Origin of the sequence: Bradyrhizobium sp. JR4.1 (genome assembly GCF_040548605.1) — a bacterium.
GTDB lineage: Bacteria > Pseudomonadota > Alphaproteobacteria > Rhizobiales > Xanthobacteraceae > Bradyrhizobium > Bradyrhizobium canariense.
On sequence record NZ_JBEPRY010000028.1, the window covers coordinates 79,866 to 100,445 of the forward strand.

General features: G+C 57.2%; 20 protein-coding genes and 2 pseudogenes. 16 read left to right on the forward strand and 6 right to left on the reverse strand.

All coding sequences use genetic code 11. The annotated features are described in order from the left end of the window. The first annotated feature begins 75 nt into the window (after positions 1-75). Complete coding sequence (gene bioD / locus ABIB90_RS35375; protein WP_027515961.1) at positions 76-708, forward strand: dethiobiotin synthase; 633 nt, start codon at positions 76-78, stop codon at positions 706-708. After that, positions 705-1,970 carry an adenosylmethionine--8-amino-7-oxononanoate transaminase gene (locus ABIB90_RS35380; RefSeq protein WP_354202405.1) on the forward strand — a complete coding sequence of 422 codons (1,266 nt, stop codon included), beginning with the start codon at positions 705-707 and terminating at the stop codon, positions 1,968-1,970. Before bioD ends, ABIB90_RS35380 begins: the two co-directional genes overlap by 4 nt. A gap of 1,355 nt (positions 1,971-3,325) precedes the next feature. On the opposite strand, the gene ABIB90_RS35385 is transcribed toward ABIB90_RS35380, so the two are convergent. From ABIB90_RS35385 to ABIB90_RS35400, 4 genes and pseudogenes are all read right to left on the reverse strand, one after another. Further along, positions 3,326-3,691, reverse strand: coding sequence for an oxygen-independent coproporphyrinogen III oxidase (locus ABIB90_RS35385; protein ID WP_027515963.1), 366 nt, complete (start codon positions 3,689-3,691; stop codon positions 3,326-3,328). A 29-nt stretch (positions 3,692-3,720) separates the two neighbouring features. Further along, positions 3,721-4,152 (reverse strand): oxygen-independent coproporphyrinogen III oxidase, encoded by a 432-nt coding sequence (locus ABIB90_RS35390; protein WP_354202406.1) that lies wholly within the window; start codon positions 4,150-4,152, stop codon positions 3,721-3,723. Between the two features lie 15 nt (positions 4,153-4,167). Further along, positions 4,168-4,332 carry a hypothetical protein gene (locus ABIB90_RS35395; protein ID WP_354101523.1) on the reverse strand — a complete coding sequence of 55 codons (165 nt, stop codon included), beginning with the start codon at positions 4,330-4,332 and terminating at the stop codon, positions 4,168-4,170. A gap of 238 nt (positions 4,333-4,570) precedes the next feature. Then, a pseudogene (locus ABIB90_RS35400) lies at positions 4,571-4,727 on the reverse strand (IS630 family transposase); the annotation flags it as partial. Positions 4,728-4,996: 269 nt separating this feature from the next. On the opposite strand from ABIB90_RS35400, the gene ABIB90_RS35405 reads away from it, so the two are divergent. From ABIB90_RS35405 to ABIB90_RS35450, 10 genes and pseudogenes are all read left to right on the forward strand, one after another. Continuing rightward, entirely contained in the window at positions 4,997-6,382 is a 1,386-nt protein-coding gene (locus tag ABIB90_RS35405) for an ABC transporter substrate-binding protein (protein ID WP_354202408.1), read from the forward strand. Positions 6,383-6,720: 338 nt separating this feature from the next. Continuing rightward, entirely contained in the window at positions 6,721-7,401 is a 681-nt protein-coding gene (locus ABIB90_RS35410; RefSeq protein ID WP_354202409.1) for a carbohydrate ABC transporter permease, read from the forward strand. Positions 7,402-7,412: 11 nt separating this feature from the next. Then, entirely contained in the window at positions 7,413-7,898 is a 486-nt protein-coding gene (locus ABIB90_RS35415; protein ID WP_354202410.1) for an ABC transporter permease family protein, read from the forward strand. 62 nt (positions 7,899-7,960) lie between these two features. After that, positions 7,961-8,263 (forward strand): ABC transporter permease subunit, encoded by a 303-nt coding sequence (locus ABIB90_RS35420; RefSeq protein WP_354202411.1) that lies wholly within the window; start codon positions 7,961-7,963, stop codon positions 8,261-8,263. Between the two features lie 14 nt (positions 8,264-8,277). Further along, positions 8,278-9,189 (forward strand): ribokinase, encoded by a 912-nt coding sequence (locus tag ABIB90_RS35425; protein WP_354202427.1) that lies wholly within the window; start codon positions 8,278-8,280, stop codon positions 9,187-9,189. Further along, positions 9,186-9,956 carry an SDR family NAD(P)-dependent oxidoreductase gene (locus ABIB90_RS35430; protein WP_027515969.1) on the forward strand — a complete coding sequence of 257 codons (771 nt, stop codon included), beginning with the start codon at positions 9,186-9,188 and terminating at the stop codon, positions 9,954-9,956. Before ABIB90_RS35425 ends, ABIB90_RS35430 begins: the two co-directional genes overlap by 4 nt. Further along, positions 9,949-10,356, forward strand: coding sequence for a hypothetical protein (locus ABIB90_RS35435; protein ID WP_354202412.1), 408 nt, complete (start codon positions 9,949-9,951; stop codon positions 10,354-10,356). Before ABIB90_RS35430 ends, ABIB90_RS35435 begins: the two co-directional genes overlap by 8 nt. Beyond that, entirely contained in the window at positions 10,268-10,747 is a 480-nt protein-coding gene (locus tag ABIB90_RS35440) for an HAD hydrolase-like protein (protein ID WP_354202413.1), read from the forward strand. The genes ABIB90_RS35435 and ABIB90_RS35440 overlap by 89 nt, the downstream gene beginning before the upstream one ends. A 31-nt stretch (positions 10,748-10,778) precedes the next feature. Continuing rightward, a pseudogene (locus ABIB90_RS35445) lies at positions 10,779-11,867 on the forward strand (ABC transporter ATP-binding protein). Next, positions 11,864-13,621, forward strand: coding sequence for a phosphoenolpyruvate hydrolase family protein (locus ABIB90_RS35450; RefSeq protein ID WP_354202414.1), 1,758 nt, complete (start codon positions 11,864-11,866; stop codon positions 13,619-13,621). The pseudogene ABIB90_RS35445 and the gene ABIB90_RS35450 overlap by 4 nt, the downstream one beginning before the upstream one ends. A gap of 9 nt (positions 13,622-13,630) precedes the next feature. Here the strand turns inward: ABIB90_RS35450 and ABIB90_RS35455 are convergent, their stop codons facing one another. After that, the gene (locus ABIB90_RS35455; RefSeq protein ID WP_354202415.1) at positions 13,631-14,269 is read right to left on the reverse strand and encodes a hypothetical protein; all 639 of its coding nucleotides are present in this window, start codon (positions 14,267-14,269) and stop codon (positions 13,631-13,633) included. Between the two features lie 946 nt (positions 14,270-15,215). Here ABIB90_RS35455 and ABIB90_RS35460 point away from each other — a divergent pair. From ABIB90_RS35460 to ABIB90_RS35475, 4 genes are all read left to right on the forward strand, one after another. After that, complete coding sequence (locus tag ABIB90_RS35460; RefSeq protein ID WP_354202416.1) at positions 15,216-16,805, forward strand: class II glutamine amidotransferase; 1,590 nt, start codon at positions 15,216-15,218, stop codon at positions 16,803-16,805. Between the two features lie 9 nt (positions 16,806-16,814). Beyond that, on the forward strand, positions 16,815-17,495 hold the full coding sequence (locus ABIB90_RS35465) for an HAD family hydrolase (RefSeq protein ID WP_354202417.1): 681 nt from the start codon (positions 16,815-16,817) through the stop codon (positions 17,493-17,495). Between the two features lie 261 nt (positions 17,496-17,756). Further along, positions 17,757-18,065 carry an NAD(P)-binding domain-containing protein gene (locus ABIB90_RS35470; RefSeq protein WP_354202428.1) on the forward strand — a complete coding sequence of 103 codons (309 nt, stop codon included), beginning with the start codon at positions 17,757-17,759 and terminating at the stop codon, positions 18,063-18,065. A gap of 382 nt (positions 18,066-18,447) precedes the next feature. Further along, on the forward strand, positions 18,448-19,002 hold the full coding sequence (locus ABIB90_RS35475) for an FAD-binding protein (RefSeq protein WP_354202418.1): 555 nt from the start codon (positions 18,448-18,450) through the stop codon (positions 19,000-19,002). Positions 19,003-19,578: 576 nt separating this feature from the next. Here ABIB90_RS35475 and ABIB90_RS35480 read toward each other — a convergent pair. Further along, entirely contained in the window at positions 19,579-19,758 is a 180-nt protein-coding gene (locus ABIB90_RS35480) for a hypothetical protein (RefSeq protein WP_354202419.1), read from the reverse strand. Positions 19,759-20,580: the final 822 nt, after the last annotated feature.

Here is a 20,580-nt window from a genome sequence, read left to right on the forward strand (position 1 = left end):
AAGACTTCCGGTCGAGCAAGACGACAAGGTGCGTTCAGTGCTCGACGTGTTTATTGAGGCGAGAGGTGAAGCTCGATGAGTCAGCGGATCGTGGTGACAGGCACAGACACCGGAATCGGAAAAACGGTGTTTTCCGCGGGACTCGCCGATCTCCTCGGCGCGAATTATTGGAAACCGATTCAGGCCGGTCTCGAAGGAGAGACTGATGCCGAACTTGTCGCACGGCTCGGCGGTCTCTCGCCCGATCGCATCATGCCGGAGCTTTACCGGCTTCGCACCCCCGTTTCGCCCCATCAGTCCGCTGAAATTGACGGAGTTCGCATGGAGCCAGATTCGCTCAATGTGCCAGACACCGGGGGGCGACCGTTGGTGATTGAGGGTGCTGGCGGCCTGATGGTGCCGCTGAGGGGCGATACACTCTACATTGATGTCTTCGAGCGATGGCGGCTTCCGGTCGTGCTTTGCGCGAGCACGGCGCTGGGCACCATTAATCATTCGCTGCTGTCGATAGAGGCTCTGCGAAGGCGCCAGATCCCCATTCTTGGAATTGCCTTCATTGGAGCACCAAATGCTGAGACCCAGATCGCTATTCGCGAGATTGGGCGGGCGCCTTGGTTAGGGCGATTGCCCTGGCTGTCGCCCCTCGCGGCAGACACGCTGCAGGCCGCCTTTAAGAACTCGTTCCGTGCCGATCAATTCAAGCAATGACGACGAAGCCGAAGTCGCCGATCTGGCATCCGTTCACACAACATGCGCTGCAAGAGGAGATGACAGAGGTTGTGCGGGGAGATGGCGCCTATCTCCACACCGCTGATGGTCGTCGAGTTATCGATGCTATATCATCCTGGTGGGTGGTGACCCATGGGCATTGCCATCCTCATATCGTGAGCGCCATCCAGGAACAGGCAGGCAAGCTCAATCAGATTATCTTCGCAGGCTACACCCACGAACCGGCGGAGCAGCTTGCTGCACAACTCTTGAAACTCGCACCCGATCGCCTCGCGCATGTCTTCTTCTCGGACAGTGGCTCGACCAGCGTGGAAGTGGCGCTAAAAATGGCAGTCGGCTACTGGCACAACATCGGCAAGCAGCGAAGATGCATTGTCGTGATGCAACATTCCTACCACGGGGACACAATTGGTGCGATGTCGGTCGGTGCTCGAGGGGTATTCAACGTGCGATACGCGCCCTTCCTGTTCGACGTGACCTCAGTCCCGTTTCCTGCGAGAGGTCATGAGCAGGCGACACTGGATGCGCTGGAGGCGGCTTGTCGAAACGAAATGCCCGCCGCTTTTATTGTAGAGCCGCTGATTTTGGGGGCAGGTGGGATGCTGATGTACCCGGCGTGGGTGCTAAGAGAGATGAAGCGGATCTGCGAGGCCTCTGATGTCCTGTTCATTGCCGACGAGGTCATGACCGGCTGGGGCCGCACCGGAAGCTTATTCGCCTGCGAACAGGCCAATGTCATTCCCGACCTCGCCTGCTACTCCAAAGGCCTCACGGGTGGGACGCTTCCGCTCGCGGTGACACTGTGCCGGGCGGATATTTTCGACGCGCACTATTCGAAGGATCGTACACGGACATTCTTTCACTCGAGTTCTTATACAGCGAACCCGGTGGCTTGCGCCGCCGCAATCGCCAACCTCGATCTCTGGCAGGATCCGGAAACTCGCCAGCGCGTGGCGTCGGTCGGTACGATGCAAGAAGAGGCGCTAGAGCTATTCCGCGCCGACCGACGCTTCGAAAAGGTCCGTCGGACTGGCACCATCGCAGCACTCGATCTGAAAGCGAGCGATGCAGGCTATCTGGCCGAACTCGGTCCGAAGCTTCAGGCCTTCTTTAAACAGCGAAATATGCTGCTGCGGCCGCTCGGGAACACGATCTACGTGATGCCTCCTTATTGTGTCACAGCGGCAGACCTTGACGAAATCTACAGCAGCATCAGGGATGCGGCCGATGCACTGACCTGACGTCTCGCTTTCCGCGCCTTCTCTCTGGGGCCCAAGCACCTCAGCTTGGCCCATCCGAGTCGCAACTCTGCACCCTCACTCGCCCGCAGTCATTATTGCCTCTCAAACAGCCGAGGAAGAAGGTGAGCTATCGCCTTTGACCGCGCAAAGGCAGCGTGGCGCTTACAAGCCGTAGAGCGCCGCTAGGCGCCTCTTGCGCGATGGCAGCTGAAATCCATCGAGAAAAGCTGCACAAACGCAGGAATTTGTCGCGCGTGGCCAGCTCATTGCCGGAATCGAGATTGGATACTTATTACATTTGCGACTGTCGCGGAAGCACTCAGATGGATCGCGCCGCGCGCATCAGCATCAGGCTCAAGCCCTTGCGGCCGGTGTCCCGCACGGATCGCAAAACTTGGCACCGCCCCTGCCGTGTGCGGGCAGTGGTGCTGCGGAAGAAAATGCCCGAGGTGTCCACGTAACGCCGACAGGAGGCGAGAATGCGAAACAGCTCCCATAGTTGTCACCGCGATCAGTCAAGGTGCTGCGCGGTGTGCGGCGGAAAGTTTGGGCTGGTCCGCCATTATTCCTGGCGCACGGCTCTTTGCTCTAAGAAATGCGTTGGCCGCTTCAAAGCCCGGCGCGAGGCCGATCACATCTGGCTTTGCTTGCTGCACTTGGCTCAAGACACGGCACGACCAAATGCGGCAGAGAATGCAAAAGCGACAAGGGCAGTGGCTGAGTAGGATTTTCATGGTATCAAAGTATCAAGCGACAGAGAGGTCGGCGACAATCATCGATTTCACTGCTTACAGGACCAACAAGCGTGCTGCGGCTGGGTCGTCAAGGAACCAGGTTTGCTCGACTGCACCGAATAGCGCGATCGTACCTCTCTATGTGTTTTGGCTTTTCCTGGCTTGGACCCCATTAGGTTTGATGGGTCTGCCCGTAACGGAAAACCAACGTTCATGATGCCGAGCACGCTGCTGCTCGTTGATTTTCGGTGCTACTATGCGATTCAGTCGCTCAAGGTTCCTTTGACGATAGGATAGTCGCGCGCGCAGTTCGCAACTTCCTGTGAGCATTTGTGCTCTAGCCTAGCGAGTCCGCGGAAGAATCAATGCCCTCTTGTTTACCGGCATTCGAGTTCCGGAATTCACATCGCCTGATGTCCGGCATGCTGTTCTCGCTTATCTAAACATGCGGTTTGATCCAGTGAAGACGTCGTTCGAGAACGTCGAGTTTCCCGAGTCCGGTAGGTTGGTTAGTCGAGGTCGACAGTAACCGATCGACTTCGCAGCTGGCTCAACAACCGCCGGAAACTGCGGCAATCCAACCTAGTCTCTCCACACGTTGGTGTGGTAGCTCCAAGAGCCTCATACTGTGCGGCTGTGAGTCGGCACTGACTGCGCCAGATGAGCATCGAATGCGGACGCCACAGTCCTGACGAGAAACTCGGCGCCTTTCCTGACGAACAGTCGCTCGTCGCCGTCCATGGTCACTGCGCCGTCTGGAATCAGGCTATCAGCCGCGAGCGATCGACGATGGCCGACTTCGGATCGCGACCGAGCGACCTTCGACAGGTCGAGGGCCATGTCGCACATCAGTCGCTCGATTAGATCGGCTCGGAAGCGATCGTCACCCGTGAAGGCATACCGCTTGAGGGTGGCGGGCCGGTCGTGGGCGATGCGCGCCAGGTAATCACGGGTTACCACGACGTTCTGTGCGAATCCCTGCGGCATCCTTCCGATGGCGCTTGCCCCTAGCCCGATCAGCGTTTCGGCGGTGTCGTCGGTGTAACCCGGAAGTTCCGACGCAGCCGCCCCTGGCGCTTCGCCGCAGCAAGATTGTCGCCGGGTAGGGCGAAATGGTCGAAGCCAATGCGCACATAGCCCGCGTCGACCAGGGCTTCCGCAATCAGTTCCGACTGAAGATGACGCTCGACTGTCTGGGGCAGGGCGTGTTCGTCGATCTTGCGCTGATGTTTCTTGAAGGAGGGCATATGCGCGTAACCGAACACCCACAAGCGATCCGGCCGAAGTTCGATGCATTTGGCGACCGTGTCTAGGCACGATTGCATGGTCTGAAGCGGCAGACCGTAGATAAGATTGAAATTGAGCCAGCCGACGCCGGCTCGCCGCAGGCGCTCAACGCTCGTGGCGGTCTGCTCGAAAGTCTGCAGGCGGTTGATGGCGCGCTGCACAACAGGATCGAAGCTCTACACCCCCAGGCTCGCGCGATTGACTCCGCTGTAGCCCAAACCCTCTGCGATCGGCTCGGTCAGGGTACGCGGATCGATCTCCCCGGCCATTTCGGCGCCGGGCAACACGAGATACGAGAAGCGGAGCGCGCCGACGAGATCGGCGAAGGCCTCGGGCGTCATGATCGTCGGCGTGCCGCCGCCAAAATGGATGTGCGAGATTGGAAGGCGTTGGCCGTAGTTTCGGCGATTAGGTGCGTGGAAGCCTGTCGTGACCGTACTATTGCGCCAGATTACGATCTCATCTGTTTCTCCTTCAGCTGCGGAATTGTCTACCGACTTCGCTGAGGAGGCACATTGCGCTGGCGCAATCCTTTGGCCGTTCTGGGCTTCAACTCCGCCCGCAGTAGTTGGCACCACGTTTTGGCAGCTCTGAGGTGCTGCGCTCGCCCGCAGCCGGCAGAACGATCCGAGCCCGATTCAAATCGCGCTGCAATGTCACCGCTGAGCGGCAACATGCCTCAAGCACCTTGCGATCCTTTTTTCGAAAGCTGGACTTCTCTTGTTTCGAGTATCATCCCGATGTTGAATCACCACTCACTATGAAAAGTGGGTACTAGGTCGATCAATCTGTCTATCGTTCGAGTTCGAAGCGGCTGCTCAACTTGGGTGTGCTCATTGACTCCGAACTGCCGTCGTAGTCCTGTCGAGTTACTCAACTTTACCCAACCAGAGTTTGAAAAGCCGCTTACGACCGAACGCTGAGCGCTAGCCTTCCCGACACTACGGCCTCTGGAAGAGGAGGGGGCGCGTGGTCTACGGGCCAGAGAGCCCATCGGAGGGAATCATGCCAAGGAAGCTTGCCGCTTGTCGCGGCCATTCGGCCAATTTTGCCAAAAAAGCTCTCATCAGCTCCACGCTTTTGGCCAGAATGGTCACGGCGTTTACCCAAGCCGAGGCGGACGACATCAACTGGCGCCAGTTCGAAGGCGCATCGATCGTCTGGGCCTACGACATTCATCCGTATGCCGATGCAGTCGCAGCCCAGTTGCCGGAATTCGAGAAGCTCACGGGCATCAAGGTGACGCCCGAGCTTTATCCTGACGACGCCTATTGGAATAAGTTGACAATCCAGCTCAGTACCAAGTCGCCGAGCTGGGACGTTGTGGGTACGGGCATTCAACCAGCTTGGGATATTGCACCAGGTCAACTGCTTGAGCCGCTCGACCGCTATCTGAACGATCCGAAACTCACGGCGGCTGGCTACGACTACAAGGATTTCTTCCCTGCACTACGGGATGCGCTGACCTGGAAGGTCAAAGAAGGGCAGATCGAGCCGGGAAGCGGACAGGTGTGGGCCATTCCGCATGGCTTTGAGAACATCCAGCTGTTCTACCGCAAGGACATCCTCGCCAAGTACGGCCTCAAGATCCCGACGACTCCTCCGGAGATGTCCGCGGCCTGCGAAAAGCTGAAGGCTGCGGACCCCGCGATCACACCGTTGGGCGTGGGCGGCGTGCGATTTTGGAGCAGCATCCACACGGCTGCGATCTCGATTGCCAGGTCCTACGGGGTGCATGACTTCGTCGTCAAGGACGGTAAGCTGGACACCGGCCTCGACTCGCCCGAGTCGATCGCGTTCCACAAGGACTACGTGGACATGATCAAGAAGTGCGCGGCTCCATCCTTTGCCAACGACAACTGGTACCAGGTGGTCGATGGCATCAATTCGGGACGAACAGCGATGGCGATCGATTCCAATATGTTCGGCTTTTGGAATGACGTGGCTGGCAAGCCTGCCTCCGGGAAGATCGCATTCGCGCCTCCGCTGCACGCTCCGAACAGCAAGGATTTCGAATCCAACATCTGGATCTGGTCTCTAGCGATGAATGCTGCGTCGCAGAAGAAGGGGGCAGCCTGGCTCTTCATCCAATGGGCAACGTCAAAACAGGTCGAGCTGAACGGCGCGATCGCCGGCAAGCTCGTCAACTCTCCGCGTGCCTCGACCTGGAGCGATAAGGCCTGGCTCGAATATGCGGCAAAGCCGGAGTTCAACAACTTCGTCGACACGTTCAAGACCGTTCAGGACAGGGCACAACTCGCCTTTACAGCTCGCGTCGGCTTTGCCGAAGCAATGAGTGGTTGGGCCGTGGCCATGCAAAAAATGGTCAATGGAGCTGACGTGAAGGCCACCTTGGCTGATCTCGCCTCCGAGATCCGTTCGTCGATGTAAAGCCCGCTGGGGGGCCGCGACCATCGTCGTCGCCCCCTTCGCATTTTAGAGATACAGTGAGATGGACCTTCGAGGATCCGACGGAATCGTGACGCTGCAGCCTTCGGCCAGCGAACTTGCGCCGCCACGAGATGAGACCGTCAGGCGCGCCGAAAAGCTGCGTCTTGATTGGTGGAGCATTAGCGCGATAGCCCCCACCATCATCATACTTCTTGGCTTTCTTTTCTTGTTTTTCTATGACGTCTTTCAGTCGCTGACCGATCTCAAGTTCGGTCGCCCGCTGGGCCACTTCATGGGGCTCAACAATTACGCAGCACTGATCAAGACCAGCGACTTTTGTGAACAGCATTCGTGCCACTCTTGTCTACGCCGGATCGGCGGTATTTGCGGAGGCTGCATTCGGTCTTGCACTTGCCAAGCTGTTCGCAACTGAAGTCTTCCTTGCGCGTGTGATGCGGCCCGTCATTCACTTGCCCCTGGTCCTGCCCCCGATGAGCGTTGCGCTCATGTGGACGACAATGATGGACCCACAAAGCGGTATCATGAATTACTTGCTGTCTCTCGTGGGAATAGGCCGGTTTGCGTGGATTTCAGATCCAAACACCGCGATGTTTTCACTGGTCTTCATTGACGTCTGGACCTACACGCCATTCTTCGCGCTAATCGTCTTCGCAGGCCTTCAGGGTATTAATGAAGAGGTGAGGGAGGCCGCGCGTGTCAATGGCGCGAAGGGATGGGCAACCTTCCTCCACATCGAGTTGCCCCTGGTCACCCCATACATTCTGATTGCCGCAGTGTTTCGGCTGATCGAATCGCTCAATCAGTTCGACATCATCTTCGGGACAACGCAAGGCGGACCCGGAAATAGCACCTCTGTCCTTTCGGTGCGAGCTTACGTTACCGCGTTTCTCTCCTTTGGGCGTGGTGCCGCACTTATGGTCGTCAATTGGATGATCGTGCTGATCGGAACGTTTACCATGGTGAAGCTGTGGCGCTTCGTTCGGCAGCGCGTAAGCTGAGGAGGCAACCTATGCGATTGAAGCGCTCGACCTCCACCAGTTTGATTCTAAACCTGCTCATCGGCATTTGCGCATTGATCCTGGCCTTACCACTCGTCTGGATCGTGATGATGTCGCTGAAGCAGCAGACTGACGTCATGACCTGGCCGCCAACATTTCTCTTCGTGCCGATACTGGAGAATTTTCGTGTCTTGTTTGATGTCGCCCAGGCCGGGGCGACCAGCTATGGCACCATCAAAGTCGACTTCTTGACGCCGATCACCAACAGCGTCGTCATTGCTCTCCGCTCCGTAATCATCTCTCTGCTCGTTGGGGTGCCCGCCGGCTACGTCCTGGCGAGGCGAGACATACCTCTCAAGGAAGACATTGCCTTCATTATTTTGGGCTTCCGCTTTGCCCCGGTCCTTTTGGTCGTCATCCCGCTCTTCAGCGTCGTTCAGACGATTGGACTGTATGACACCTATCTCGGGATGATCTGGGTCTACCAGGTCGTCTGATTGTTTGGCTGAGCCGCTCCTATATCGAAGACATCCCCTAAGATATCGAGGAGGCGGCTGCCATGGACGGCGCCAAACCGGACCGGGTTGTGTTGCACATCGTGCTGCCGCTCTTGAAGCCGGGCCTCATCGGGGCCTCGTTGCTCATCTTTCTGCTCGCCTGGCACAACTTCGCTCTCGGTCTGATCCTCAGCTCGACCAAGGCACCCGTGACGGTCGCTCTTCTCAAGCTGCTCAATCCGGGCGTGCAGTTCTACCCTGTGATGGCCGCAGGGCTGGTCGTGACGATGATCATTCCCGTCATTCTGATCATCATCGGCCAACGTCACCTCGAACGCGGCCTCACATTTGGTGCCGTAAAATGAGCGCTAGGCCAGTGATGTTTTTCGGAACGACGAATCTCGATCTCTGCTTCAATGTCGAGCGCCTTCCGACGCCGGGTGAAAGCCTCATGGGAGCGTTGGCCCGCACCCCCGGGGGGAAGGGCGCCAATCAGGCTGTTGCCGCTGCCCGGCTTGGTCTTTACACGCGTTTAGGCGATGATGATACCGGACGATTGTTGTTGCGGTCGCTGCGCGATACCGGTGTTTGCGCGGATGCCATCGAGATCTGTGCGGGTGAGGTGTCGGGTTCAGCCGTGGTTATTGTCGGTGACGACGGCTCCAACATGACCGTCATAGACGCGGGCGCCAATCTCAACGTGACGCCGGACATGATCGAGAGCGCGGCGCGATTCATCGACCGAGAAGCAATCGTCGTGGCTGAGATGGGGATCCCGACACCAGCGCTCAATCGGCTGTTCGAGATGAAATCCGACCGGGGTTTCAAGCTGATCTTCAACCCGGCGCCGGTAAGACCCGGACTTTCAGTCGCGGTGTGGAGAAGTGTCGATTTTGTCACGCCGAACCAGACGGAAGCTTTCGAACTGACCGGGATCGAGGTGGAAGACTTCGAGAGTGCCGCGGGCGTGGCTGCGAAGCTTCTTGATCTTGGGCCACGGGCAGCGCTCATCACCTTGGGTGCGCAGGGAGCCTACTATGCCGATGCAACGAGCTCTTTTGCGCTGCGTGCGTTCCCGGTGAAAGTCGTCGATACCACAGCGGCAGGAGATGCGTTTAACGGAGCGTTCGCCGCATCACTGGCTCAAGGCTTGCCCTTAAGGGAAGCGGTCAGGAAAGCGCTGGACGTTGCAGCCTTGTGTGTTACACGACGCGGCGCTCAAAGCGCGATGCCGACGGCCCAGGCCGTTGAGGAGTTTCTGAAGTCCCAAACGATCTTGGAGTTGGAATGACCGAACAGTTCTCAGTGTCAGATAGAACGGTGCTCGTCACCGGGGCCGGTGGTGGGATTGGCTCTGCCATTACAAATGCATTCCGCCAAGGCGGGGCGAACGTCGTCGCCACCGATGCCAATCTGGAGAATCTCAGAGACACTCTGGCAAGATTGCCCTATGGCAATGGCGTATTGCCCATGGCCATGGATGTCGCCCGCGAGGAAGATGTCGCCAAGGTCCTCGATGAGGTTAGCAAGCACTTTGGCCGGCTCGATGTGCTGGTCAACAATGCCGGTATCAAATCTGCCCAGCCGCTCCTGAACGGTAATGCGGAGAAAATTGAGCGTACCATCCAGATCAACTCGGTCGCAGTCCTGCGCTGTTCAAAAATGGCCATCGAGCGTTTCATGAAACGCAAGGGCGGGCGCATCGTCAACGTTGGCTCCTCCTTGTCCTCGCACGGGGCCGTGTTCAACTACCAGGCCGGCGGAGCTGATTACTGTCTTTCCAAAGCGATCGTTCACGACGTCACGAAGTTACTTGCCTACGAATGCGCTCCCCTGAACATTAACGTGAATGCGATCGCGCCAGGGATCATCGACACGCCAATGCATGGCCGTCCGCGCGAGGAGACGGAAGCGCGCCACAGCGGCCGGATCCCCTTGGGACGGGTAGGAGTACCGGAGGATATCGCAGGGCTAGCCGTCTTCCTCGCCAGTCCTGCAGCTTCCTACATGACCGGGCAGATCGTTCACGTGAACGGCGGGATGCTTATGAATGGCTAGTGCAGGCTCTCACCTCAATTGGCCGCCAGTCGAAGGGATCATTTCGGATCTGGATGGCGAAGTCTATCGCGGGAACGCCGCGATTCCGGACGCCATCGCGGCGTTTGGGCGATGGCAGGCCGCCGGAGTGCCGGTCTGCTTCGTGACCAATAATTCAACGCACACTCCGGAGGACGTCGTCCGCAAATTGGAAGCGTTCGGCCTTGCCATCGCGCCGAAAGACGTGGTGACGAGCGCTATCACGGCCGCGGAACTCATCCGCGCGAAATACCCAGACGTGACGCGCATATGTTATCGGTGCGCCATCCCTTGTGAAGGCCATCGCCGGCGTGGGTCTCGAGACTACCGACCGAAAGCCCGAGGTCGTACTGATGGGACTCGATCGGCAGATCACGCATGAGAAGATGCTGACGCTGGTCGACGCGATCTTGAACGGAGCCGCATTCATAGGCACGAATCCCGATCTCCTCTTGCCAACCGACAACGGGTTCGAGCCCGGAGCAGGCGCAACGATCACGGCGGTCGCTGCTGCCACGCAAATGAAACCCCTGATCGTCGGTAAACCCGAGGCGCATATGATCGAGACTGCACTTTCGCGTCTGCGGACAGCTCGCGGTTCCACCTTGCTGATCGGCGACCAGATACAGACGAATATTCAGGCAAGGAAACGGGCGGGTCTTCCGACCGTGCTGGTCACGACCGGTGTGCCGGCACGAGAGGACCCATCGCTGATTCCGCCCGATTTCATGGTGTCAAGTCTAAAGGAGAGGAGATTGAGGTGCCGCCGATGATTACTGGCAGCTCGCGACAAAGGAGAGCGTGATGGCTGATGTCCGTCTGGAAGGTGTCAACAAGGCGTATGGAAGTATCCCGGTCCTACAGAATATAGATCTGACAATTGATCATGGGGAATTCGTCGTCTTCGTCGGACCATCGGGGGCAGGCAAGTCCACGCTCTTGAGAATGATCGGGGGACTGGAGCGAATTAGCGGAGGGCGGCTGCTGATCAACGAGCTCGTCAACGATGTTGACGCGGCCGACCGCAACCTCGGCATGGTGTTTCAGAGCTACGCTCTCTCTCCGCACATGACCGTGCGAGAGAACCTCGCGTTCCCTCTGCGTATGGCGAAGGTTGATAGGGCCCGGATACACGCGAGAGTCGCGACAAGGCTTGTTAATTGCAAATTGACCATCTGCTGGATCGCAAACCCCGACAACTCTCAGGCGGGCAGCGGCAGCGGGTAGCGATCGGCCGGGCCATTGTGCGTGAACCGGGTTCAGATTGCGAAGCTTCACAAGCAGCTTGGAAACACCATGATCTATGTCACCCACGATAAGGTCGAAGCGATGACCATGGCCAACAAGATCGTCGTTCTTAAGGATGGCGATATAGAGCAAGTGGGGCCCCATGATCTCTACCACAATCCGGCATCTCGCTTTGTGGCCGGCTTCATTGGATCGCCCAAGATGAACTTCCTCAATGCCAAGATCGAGGCGGCGCACGAGTCGGGCATGGACGTCAGACTGGACGCGGGTGCGAAAATATCCGTCCCGGTCCAACCGGATAAATTTCTCGTCGGGAAATCCGTCACCCTCGGAATCAGGCCGGATGATTTCTCCCCACCCGCTGCGGAGAAGAAAGAGATAGCGATCGAGCTCGATGTCGATTTCATCGAGCATCTCGGCAGCGTCACATACATCTACGGCAACGTTGGAAAGGAAGCAGTCGTCGCAAAGGCAAGGCCTGAACCACCCAAGAGCGCCGGCAAGATCCGGCTTGCCGATGCTCCGGCGGAATGCCACCTCTTCATGACGAACGCAAAAGCATTGCGGCGGTTGCGTGCGCCCGCAACTTTCCTTGGTGCCGTGCGGGACGTGGGCTCGGTATGCAGACGCGGACGGGTCAGGTGAAGGAAGACGGTATCAGGCAGTTCTTCCGGAACTCCCGTTCGTTTGTGCTCGGGGCGGGAATCGGATCGGGGATGACCGCCAGAGCCGCCGAACTCGCGGGGGCGGATTTCGTTCTCGCCCTGAACGCCGGCCGTTTTCGCGCGATGGGCGACTCTTCGCCGGCCTCAATTCTTCCAATCCGCAATACCAATGAATTTGTAGCCGGCTTCGGCCGGACCGAGATACTGCCCAGCACGAAACTGCCGGTATTTTTCGGGGCCTGTACCTTCGATCCGCAGCTCGATATTGACCGCTTTCTCGACCACATCATCAGATGGGGCTTCTCCGGGGTTACCAACTTCCCGTCCGTCATCCACATCGATGACTACAGGAGATCATTGCTGGAAAAGTCCGGTCTTGGCTATGCGCGAGAAATCGAGCTCCTGGTGAAAGCTGCCAGACGTGGCCTGATGACCATCGGCTACACCCGGACCAAATCCGAAGCAAGACGCATGGTCGAAGCAGGAGCTGAGGCCATCTGCATCAACTTCAATCTCAACCGGGGGGGAGAAACCGGATCCGCCGCCCCATCGATCAGCCTGTCGGAGCTTGCCGCGCGCACGAGCGCCGTTGCGCGTGTGGCGCAATCCATCGACAAGAGCGCAATCTGCCTGCTCGGCGGCGGACCTATTACAAAGCCTGACGAATTGCTGGATATTTGTCGCGAAACAGGTATCCAGGGCTTCATTGGCGGCTCTTCGCTCGATCGCGTCCCATTGGAAATGTCGGTCCTTGAGGTCACTTCCGGCTTTAAGACCATTCACTTGCTACGCGAGAAGGTCGATCTCCTCGACCGCCAGCTCCAGTTGAGCGGCGTCAGGCACGGCATAATTGCGCAGTCCTCAATCATGAAGCGCGTCCTCGAGACCGCAAGGCGTTTGGCTGGCGGTCCCAATCCTGTGTTGGTGTGGGGTGAGGCGGGATCAGGGAAGCGGCAAATTGCAAGTCTCATTCATGCCTTCAGCGACCGGAAAAACACGAAGGCGGCGCTGTTTGATTGCGGGCCGGGTCCCGCAATCAATAAGATCGGTGCGCTGTTCGGCACTGAGGGCGATGAGAACAGGAGACGCCAACTGTCGCTCCTGGAAGCCGCAAGCGATTCTGCGCTCTTGCTGATGCATGCCGATCAGCTGTCGCGGGATGGGCAAGAGCGTCTTGCCGACTATATCGAGACGGGTAGTTTCACGCCGCTGAACGGCATACCCGTTGTAAGGTCCAACGCCAAGATCATCGCAACCGCAACAGTGGCCCGTGGAGCAAGCTTGGAAAGTGTTCTATGTCCCCGCCTTCTTGCCTTCTTTGTTGGGCTCGACATAGAGCTGCCCGCTTTGTCAAACCGACTAGAGGACCTTCCGCAGCTGATTCAGCATTTTACAGTCGAGGCCAAGGGCGATTCGAACGCGCAAAGGCTGGCAATCGAAAAGTCGGCGTTCCTGGCGCTAGCGTGCCATCATTGGCCCGGAAATTTGAGGGAATTGCGCCAGATCGTCAACCAACTTGTAGCCCTGAAAAATACCCACATAGTCGCCGAGGTCCTCAAGCCGTTGTTGAATGCCGCGCTGCCCGCCAAGCCCGCATCGGCATTCTCCGAGCGCGAATGGATCATCGAAGGATTGAAACGAAACAGGCTCCACCGCGGGAGGACTGCCCGCTCTCTGGGACTTTCAAGAAAAACGCTCTACAACAAGATCAAGAAGCTGAGAATCTTGGAGTAGCAGTCGCCCTCAATCTTGTGGCACGCGCCGCTTCGAAGCCGTCGCGTCCAAGAGCGCGAACTTTGGCTTTGACGACCCGTGCCGGCCAAGGCTGACCAGCTCCATCTCGTCGCCAATCCTCAGCTCAAGAGCCTCTTCCGGGAAATCGACAATACCGTGGAGATGCGAACCAAGTCGTCTCTCTGCCGATATGATTTCAGAATCCTTAGCAGCAGCGAACAAGCTCTTGAACCCCAGGCTCGTAAACCATTCCATACGCCGAAGTTCTAGCTCCTGTCCGGCATCGATTGGCTCGCCAGTCGTCGATCGCTGAATCATAGAGGCAGGCGGGAAGTTTATTACTCCGAGAATCCCGGCATCTCTCAATAATTCGGCTAGGTCGTCCCAGTACGCGAACGGGTCGAGCATCATGATCGCCGCGTACATGTGGGCGCGTCCTCTCTTGGGAGCGTTTTTCAAGTCTCGCAACAGGCAGTCATTCCAGTCCATAATAGGCAAGGTGGCCATGACGAGCATGGAGTCTTTCGGAAGGCTCCGCAAAGATGGTGCGTAGATTTCGAGTGACGTGCTCTTACGGGCGCTCGCCAGAACAGTGGCAGGTTTGCCGACAGCTATCATCTTTACCCCATTCGACCCGATTTTACTCATCCGCATCTCTCACCCATCTTATACGTGCTTTCGGCCTGGTCTAGATGTGCGCGCAGGCCGAACTTCTGCGGGCTGGCACATATTCCGACGGGAACTGAACTCAAAGAGGTCAACTCAGGCCAAACGACTATCGCCGATTTTTTATGGATCGGGGGAGATCCGCTGTCAGACCGGGCTCGTCTGCTTTCTTTCGACCCATTCGGCCTGCTCCAGCATCGCACGTTTCATGAAATCGATCCTCTCGTATTTCAGTCCCGGTGATGCGAAGAGAGAAGTCCTAGCTCGCGTCGTACTTTGGTGACCACCCTCAAACGATGCTGTTCATTCCTGTTGGCGGTGGTGAAAGCAATCCGGATCGCTCGCCGCTCAAATTGCACGCCAGTATGCAGCGTCGTTTGGTAGGCGGTGAGAACGGAAGCCCTGCCAAGCTCCAACGAACGCGGAGGCGCGATCACATCTGCGATCTGGAGGGCACGCGCTTTACCTGCTTCCACCACTTCGGGTATCAGCCTGCCTCTCGCAGTATGGACCGAAATAGAGTTGCCACCAAGGCCCCAGAGATTTGCCCGCCACGCGGGTCAAGCGGCTCGAAATCGTCGTGCTCGACCACGTGTGAGGATTTGCGTCGCACCTTAGCTTGAGCGCGAACGTGCCCGTGGGACGATGGGACCGAGATGACTACAGTCAGAGCGTGGCTCTTGTCGTACTAACGCGTCGCGCTTCAGACAACGTGTCGGGAATCGGACGACGCGAGATCATCCAGCAAACCAAATAGCTGATGTTTCCCGAATTAGGTTGCTCTGGCGGTGCAAACCGATTCACCCAAGCACTGGTACGGCGCTTGCTTAATGAGAGGCGGAACCACGTCTGCGCGCCTTGGCGGTTAAATACGCTTTGCTGTGATGGGCTCGTCACATCAGTTCTTCGAACAAGCGGGGCTAATAGCATGTCCGGTGTTGCTGCTGCGTTTCTATGCTCTTCAAGCAATTCGCGGGCGACGGTTTATGATCGGCTGAAGCACATGCTTCCGAAGCTAGCACTTCGTGGGCAGGCGGGGATAGGCGTTGCAGCTTTCATGAACAAGGAAGGTATTCGATATGCGAGAGCGCTTGAGCCATCATGCGATTCCGTGCGCATTGAGTACGATGAGCAGGATCCGAAGTTTAGGCCCCATGTTGCAATTGCCCACATTCGTAGCCGATGCCGAGAAACCAGCGATGGCGGCGAAGTTCAGCCAATCCACCACAATGCGGGCATCAGCCGCCATTTGGCAATTTCTCTGGATGGAGCTTTGGTCAATGCCCGTGAACTCAGGGAAGAATTGCTTGCCCAGGGCTACAGGTTAGGCGGCAACACAGATGCTGAGCTCTTGCTCAAATGGATCGAACGTTCTTGTGAAAGAGACTATTGGCGGCACGGTCTGCCCGTTAGTTATGTAAACGTCTTGCGCGACGTTGATGACCGTATTGATGGTGCTATTAGCGCGCTCTTACTGGACGGTGAAGGAACTCTAGTTGCATACCGCAATCGATGTGGTTTGCGACCATTGGAAACTATGCAAACAGATGACGGCTTCTTGCTATTTGCTTCGGAAAATTGTGCCTTCGCCGGTTTAGAGGGTAAGACGCAGCAAGTCTTACCGGGACACATCAAGTATGTAGACGGAAAAACGGGGGGCTGTGTTGATCGTTCCGTGAGCAACAGGCGACACAAAGCCAAACTCTGCGCCTACGAATCTCTTTATCTGGGAAATCCAAAAACGTCGGTTGAAGGCCAATCGCATTTCGAAACCCGGTACAACATCGGTGTCGCCCTTGGTGGCCTTGTTGCGCAGCGATTGCAAGGAGAGCCAGGCTCCCCGCTCACAATCGTTTCCTCGATGCCGCATGCCGGAGGACCGTACGCTGATGGTCTGTTTGCATCTCTCGCCGAATACGGCCTGCTCGCCCAGCGTCGGGAAGTAGTCGCAACGCAATTCCTTCAGCGAACTCTCATCGGTACACCCAGCCAGCGAAAGTCTCGCATTGCTCAAAAGTACCGCGTCTCGGGACCTAGCCTTGCTAAAACCACGATAATCATTGCCGACGAGGCCCTCATTCGTGGCGACACCAGTCAGGCTGTTACGAATATGTTGCTAGCCGCTGGGGCCAAAGCCGTACATTGGGCGATCGGTTCGCCGCCCATACTGGCTCCGAACTACTATGGTATGGGCATCGATACACTAGATGAGTTGGCATTCTGGCAGATATGGAAACGATTGCCACCCGAACAGCGCACGCAAAGCCTTCGCTTTCACAAGATGGAGCCACAAGTTCTCAAAATCATCGAAAGTCGTATTGCCGCGTCCATCAACGCAGCCACGATAACGTATCTGCCGTTTCCACTTCTAGTGTCGCTGTTGCCAGGCAGCCAAGACGGCGTCGATTTGTCACCGTTTACATTTGAGATGCCAACCCCTGCGGGGCAGAGGCGCGCGAATGAGAACTTGCACGAATTAGTGGCCGATCTTCCCTATTCGGAATCAATCCCTGCTTGAGGTCAGATCATGAAACCCGTTCTCGTCTTCGATTGGAATGGCACGCTGCTCGACGATGCCTACGCACTGCTCGAAACAACCAATGCGATACTAGATCGCTTTGGTCGTGCAGCGATCGACATGAAGACGTTTCGGGAACATTGCGACGTTCCGCTATCTCTTCTTTATCGCAGTCTCGGACTGTCGCAAGACGAGCTTGCGACGGTGGATCGGCATGGGAGTGCAATCTTTCACGACGCCTATGAACGTCTTGCCGATAAAGCCGATCTGCGCGAGGGCGCACGCAGAGTCTTGGAGTTGGCGCGTCGAGAAGCGGCTTCGTCCATCATCGTGAGCAACCACATAGTCGACCCTCTGCGCTCCCAGTTGAGAAGACTTGGAATCAATGACTACATCGACGACGTGCTCGCCTTCGAAAGCCGCGACACTCAATACAAATCGATGAGCAAAGGAGAGCGGCTTCGTCTGTACATGCAGAAGAAAAACTTGAAGCCGGCCTCAACCGTCATTATCGGCGATATGCCGGTTGAAACGGATATTGCACGGAATCTCGGACTGATAAGTGTATCTATTACCGGGGGATTCGTTTCTGAGTCGCGCTTGCGGGCGGCAAGTCCGGACTACACGATTAAGAACCATCATGAGCTGTTGCCAATCCTACGAAGCCATGGGTTTTTGCGGAATGCATAAATCATGATTGGCAAGGGATCATCACACAACGTCGCTCCTAAACGGCGAGGCAGAGAATAGACCTGATCGGCGTTGGACGACCGGTATGGGCATCAGCCTGTTGCGTCAGCAAATTGTTTGCATATCACAGCCAACAAGAATCGCTTCGGTGCGGATCGCTTGACTGGTGCGGGCTCATGAACATCCGTCAATCGCTGAGTTGGCGCGACATGTAAGTGCCGTTCTGTTATCTTCGCCCTCCAGCCGCGAGGTTGAGGCGGTCTGCCTTGGGCAAGACGGACTGTTCGTCCATATGCCCGAGGAGGTTTAATGATTGACTGCTCGACGTCGTATCCTGCTTCGACGGTTGCACTCGCTGAGCAAGCCCAAAAAGGCGGCCTGAGCTTTATAGATGCTCCACTGACGCGGAGCCCCGAACAAGCAGAGTTAGGCCGTCTCTACGCGATCCTAGGATCGAATGAAAAGCGTTTTCCTGCGGCTGAACGCATTCTTGTCGCATTTTGTGAGACCGTTCTTCATGTCGGCGATGTCGGACGAGGTCACAGGTCAAGCTTGTTTACAACAGCATGACGATGGGGATAGCGGCGGTAGCCGCGGAGGTTTGCCAATTTGCGTGCGGTCCTGACATCGTTCTCGTAATGCTCCGCTCTCTGATTAGTCGCGGCTCCACTAACACCGGAATATTTCAAGGCTTTTGGACGCCTGTATCGATCCTGAAGAGTGGCAGCTCCTCGCGAGTGGTTCCGTATGGCTGGCTCGACCGCGGCCGCGTCGGTGTCATCGCCGTGGGGCCGAATGCCAGACGTTTCGTCAACGAGTCCAATTCGTACCATGACATTTGCCTCGGAATGTTCAAAAGCGGATATCCCGCGGACAAACGGTTCTACTTCGTCTGCGACCAGGATTTCGTCCGCTCGCGAGGCATGGGACATTTGCTCCCCGACCCTGGACGTTGAGCATCGGAAAATATGCGCGCCTCGGCTACATCAAGATCGGCCGCACGCTTCCCGAACTTGCAAAACAGTTGGGACTGGACCCTGGAGAGCTTCAAAAGACGGTTGAAGAGCATAACGCGCACGCTGCTGAAGGACGCGATCCGCTTTTCCAGCGCGGTGAATCGGCTTTCAACCGCACGCTCGGTGATCCGGCCATGGGAACGAAAAATCCAAATCTCGGACCGATCAAAAACGGCCCATTTATAGCGCTCACGATCGTCCCGGCAACGCTTGGAACGGCGACTGGATTGGCAACTGACACTTGCGGACAGTTGTTGGACGGACAGGGCAGGCCGACCGCGGGCCTCTATGCTTGCGGCAATGATATGACCTCGCCAATGCGCGGAATCTATCCCGGCGCAGGCATCACGATCGGCCCGGCCATCGTGTTCGCCTACCGGCGCGGTCAACAGCATCCTGCGATCGGCTCACCAGGGGCAAGAGGGCGCGGCTTCCGGAGCATGATCGCCACGTGCACTGTTTTCGGCTGCGTGGCGGCATGTAGTAGGTAGGACGGCAACAGGCGGGGGTGGGGCGTGATCAAGGCAGCATCGGCAAGCAGATCCGAACGACGTCCTCGGTGGCCATCGCGGTTTACGTAGAACTCATCCTGGACCAAGAGGGTTCACGATGCGTCGTTCGCGCTATGCTAAGATCGTCACAATCCTTGTCCGGCAACCGCCGAACCTGACAAGATCCGTGCTCTCTACCTTTCGGGCACAGACACGCTCCGGCTGAACTTTAGTCACGGAACGCGGGACGACCATGCGCGCGCATATGTCTCGATCCGCACGCTTCAACGAGAGCTCGGCCGAGCGATCGGGGGAATGCATCGACGATGCTCGCGTACACCTGAGTGTCAAAGGCCTGGGGACAGCGGAATTGTCGGGCGCGTCTTTGTCGGCGGCATGATCCGGGATCACGAGGGTGTAGACCTGCGCGGGGGCCCCGCGCGTGTACGCGTGGCGTTCATTTTAGGCGGAAAACCGCAGCGCATCCGGAAAGCGCTTCGGCTTGCTATTGAAGGGCATAGCTAGTCTGCTCCTTGATCAGGCTTTAGCCGTCCAGCGACGAATGAAAGAAATCTGTTAGTCTTCTGTTGCGATATCGTCAAACCAATTGTTAGTAGCCTCGTCGCATTTGGCCAGATGGTCGCGTACCGCATCGATAGGATAGATTGGTCGGCCGTCGACGTGACGCCATTTCAGCGGGTGGTTCGGATGCCGCCGCCACTGCTCCAGCGCGCCGGGCGTGCGCCGGATAACCACGGCGGCCTCCAATGGCGTCCAAATCAGAGCTGCCCGGCAGCGTATCGATGTCGAACGTCGCGGGCGGCGGCATGCCACAGTTCTTGCGACCGCGCTTCGGCACGCGGAATTTTCCGATTACTTGGCGGCCCTAATGCCTCGATCGGAGTCTTTTCGTCCTTGCCGCTCATGCCTCCGCCCCGAACGATAGTCGGTATGAGGCAATCAGATCGTAGGCTTCTCCGGCAAGAAACAAATATAGCGCGCAGGTATGGCTGCTGGATAGCTGCGGCGTGCAAATAGGACTGATCAAACCCGTTTCTGACGCCCTCCGACATCACGCGATGCAAGTGATCGGTGCGCATCATGAGATGGACCAAGCATTGCGCGGCGACATTCGAGTGAATAGTATCGGCCCGGAACCTGGTCCGCATAGCGTTAGCGACTTTGATCTTATTCAAAGTTCGTTATCAACTCATCCCGTCTCGATGAGTCGTCGAGCTATTTACGCGAACAGACCCAGTCTTCCACGTCATTGTCGGTAATGCCAACAACCTCTGGCTTGGAGCCGGATGATGTAGCTGGGTCCGCTCCGCTTCTTCTGTGGGGTCATGCAGAAAGCCGCGCTGGAGCAAGCGCGGGACATAATGCTGGCGCTTACCAGGATGAGGAGACCTATCCCATGCCTAGATCAAATCCCGGATCTCAAGTGTGCCGTCGTTGCAACCACTGCTGTCGCGTTTACGACGTAACCCTACGCGGTAGGCCGCAGCGCGCTGATCTTTCCAGTTAACCGTTAGAGCTCGTCGGACTCCTCGGTTTTCGGCTTCATCGTCGCAGCGA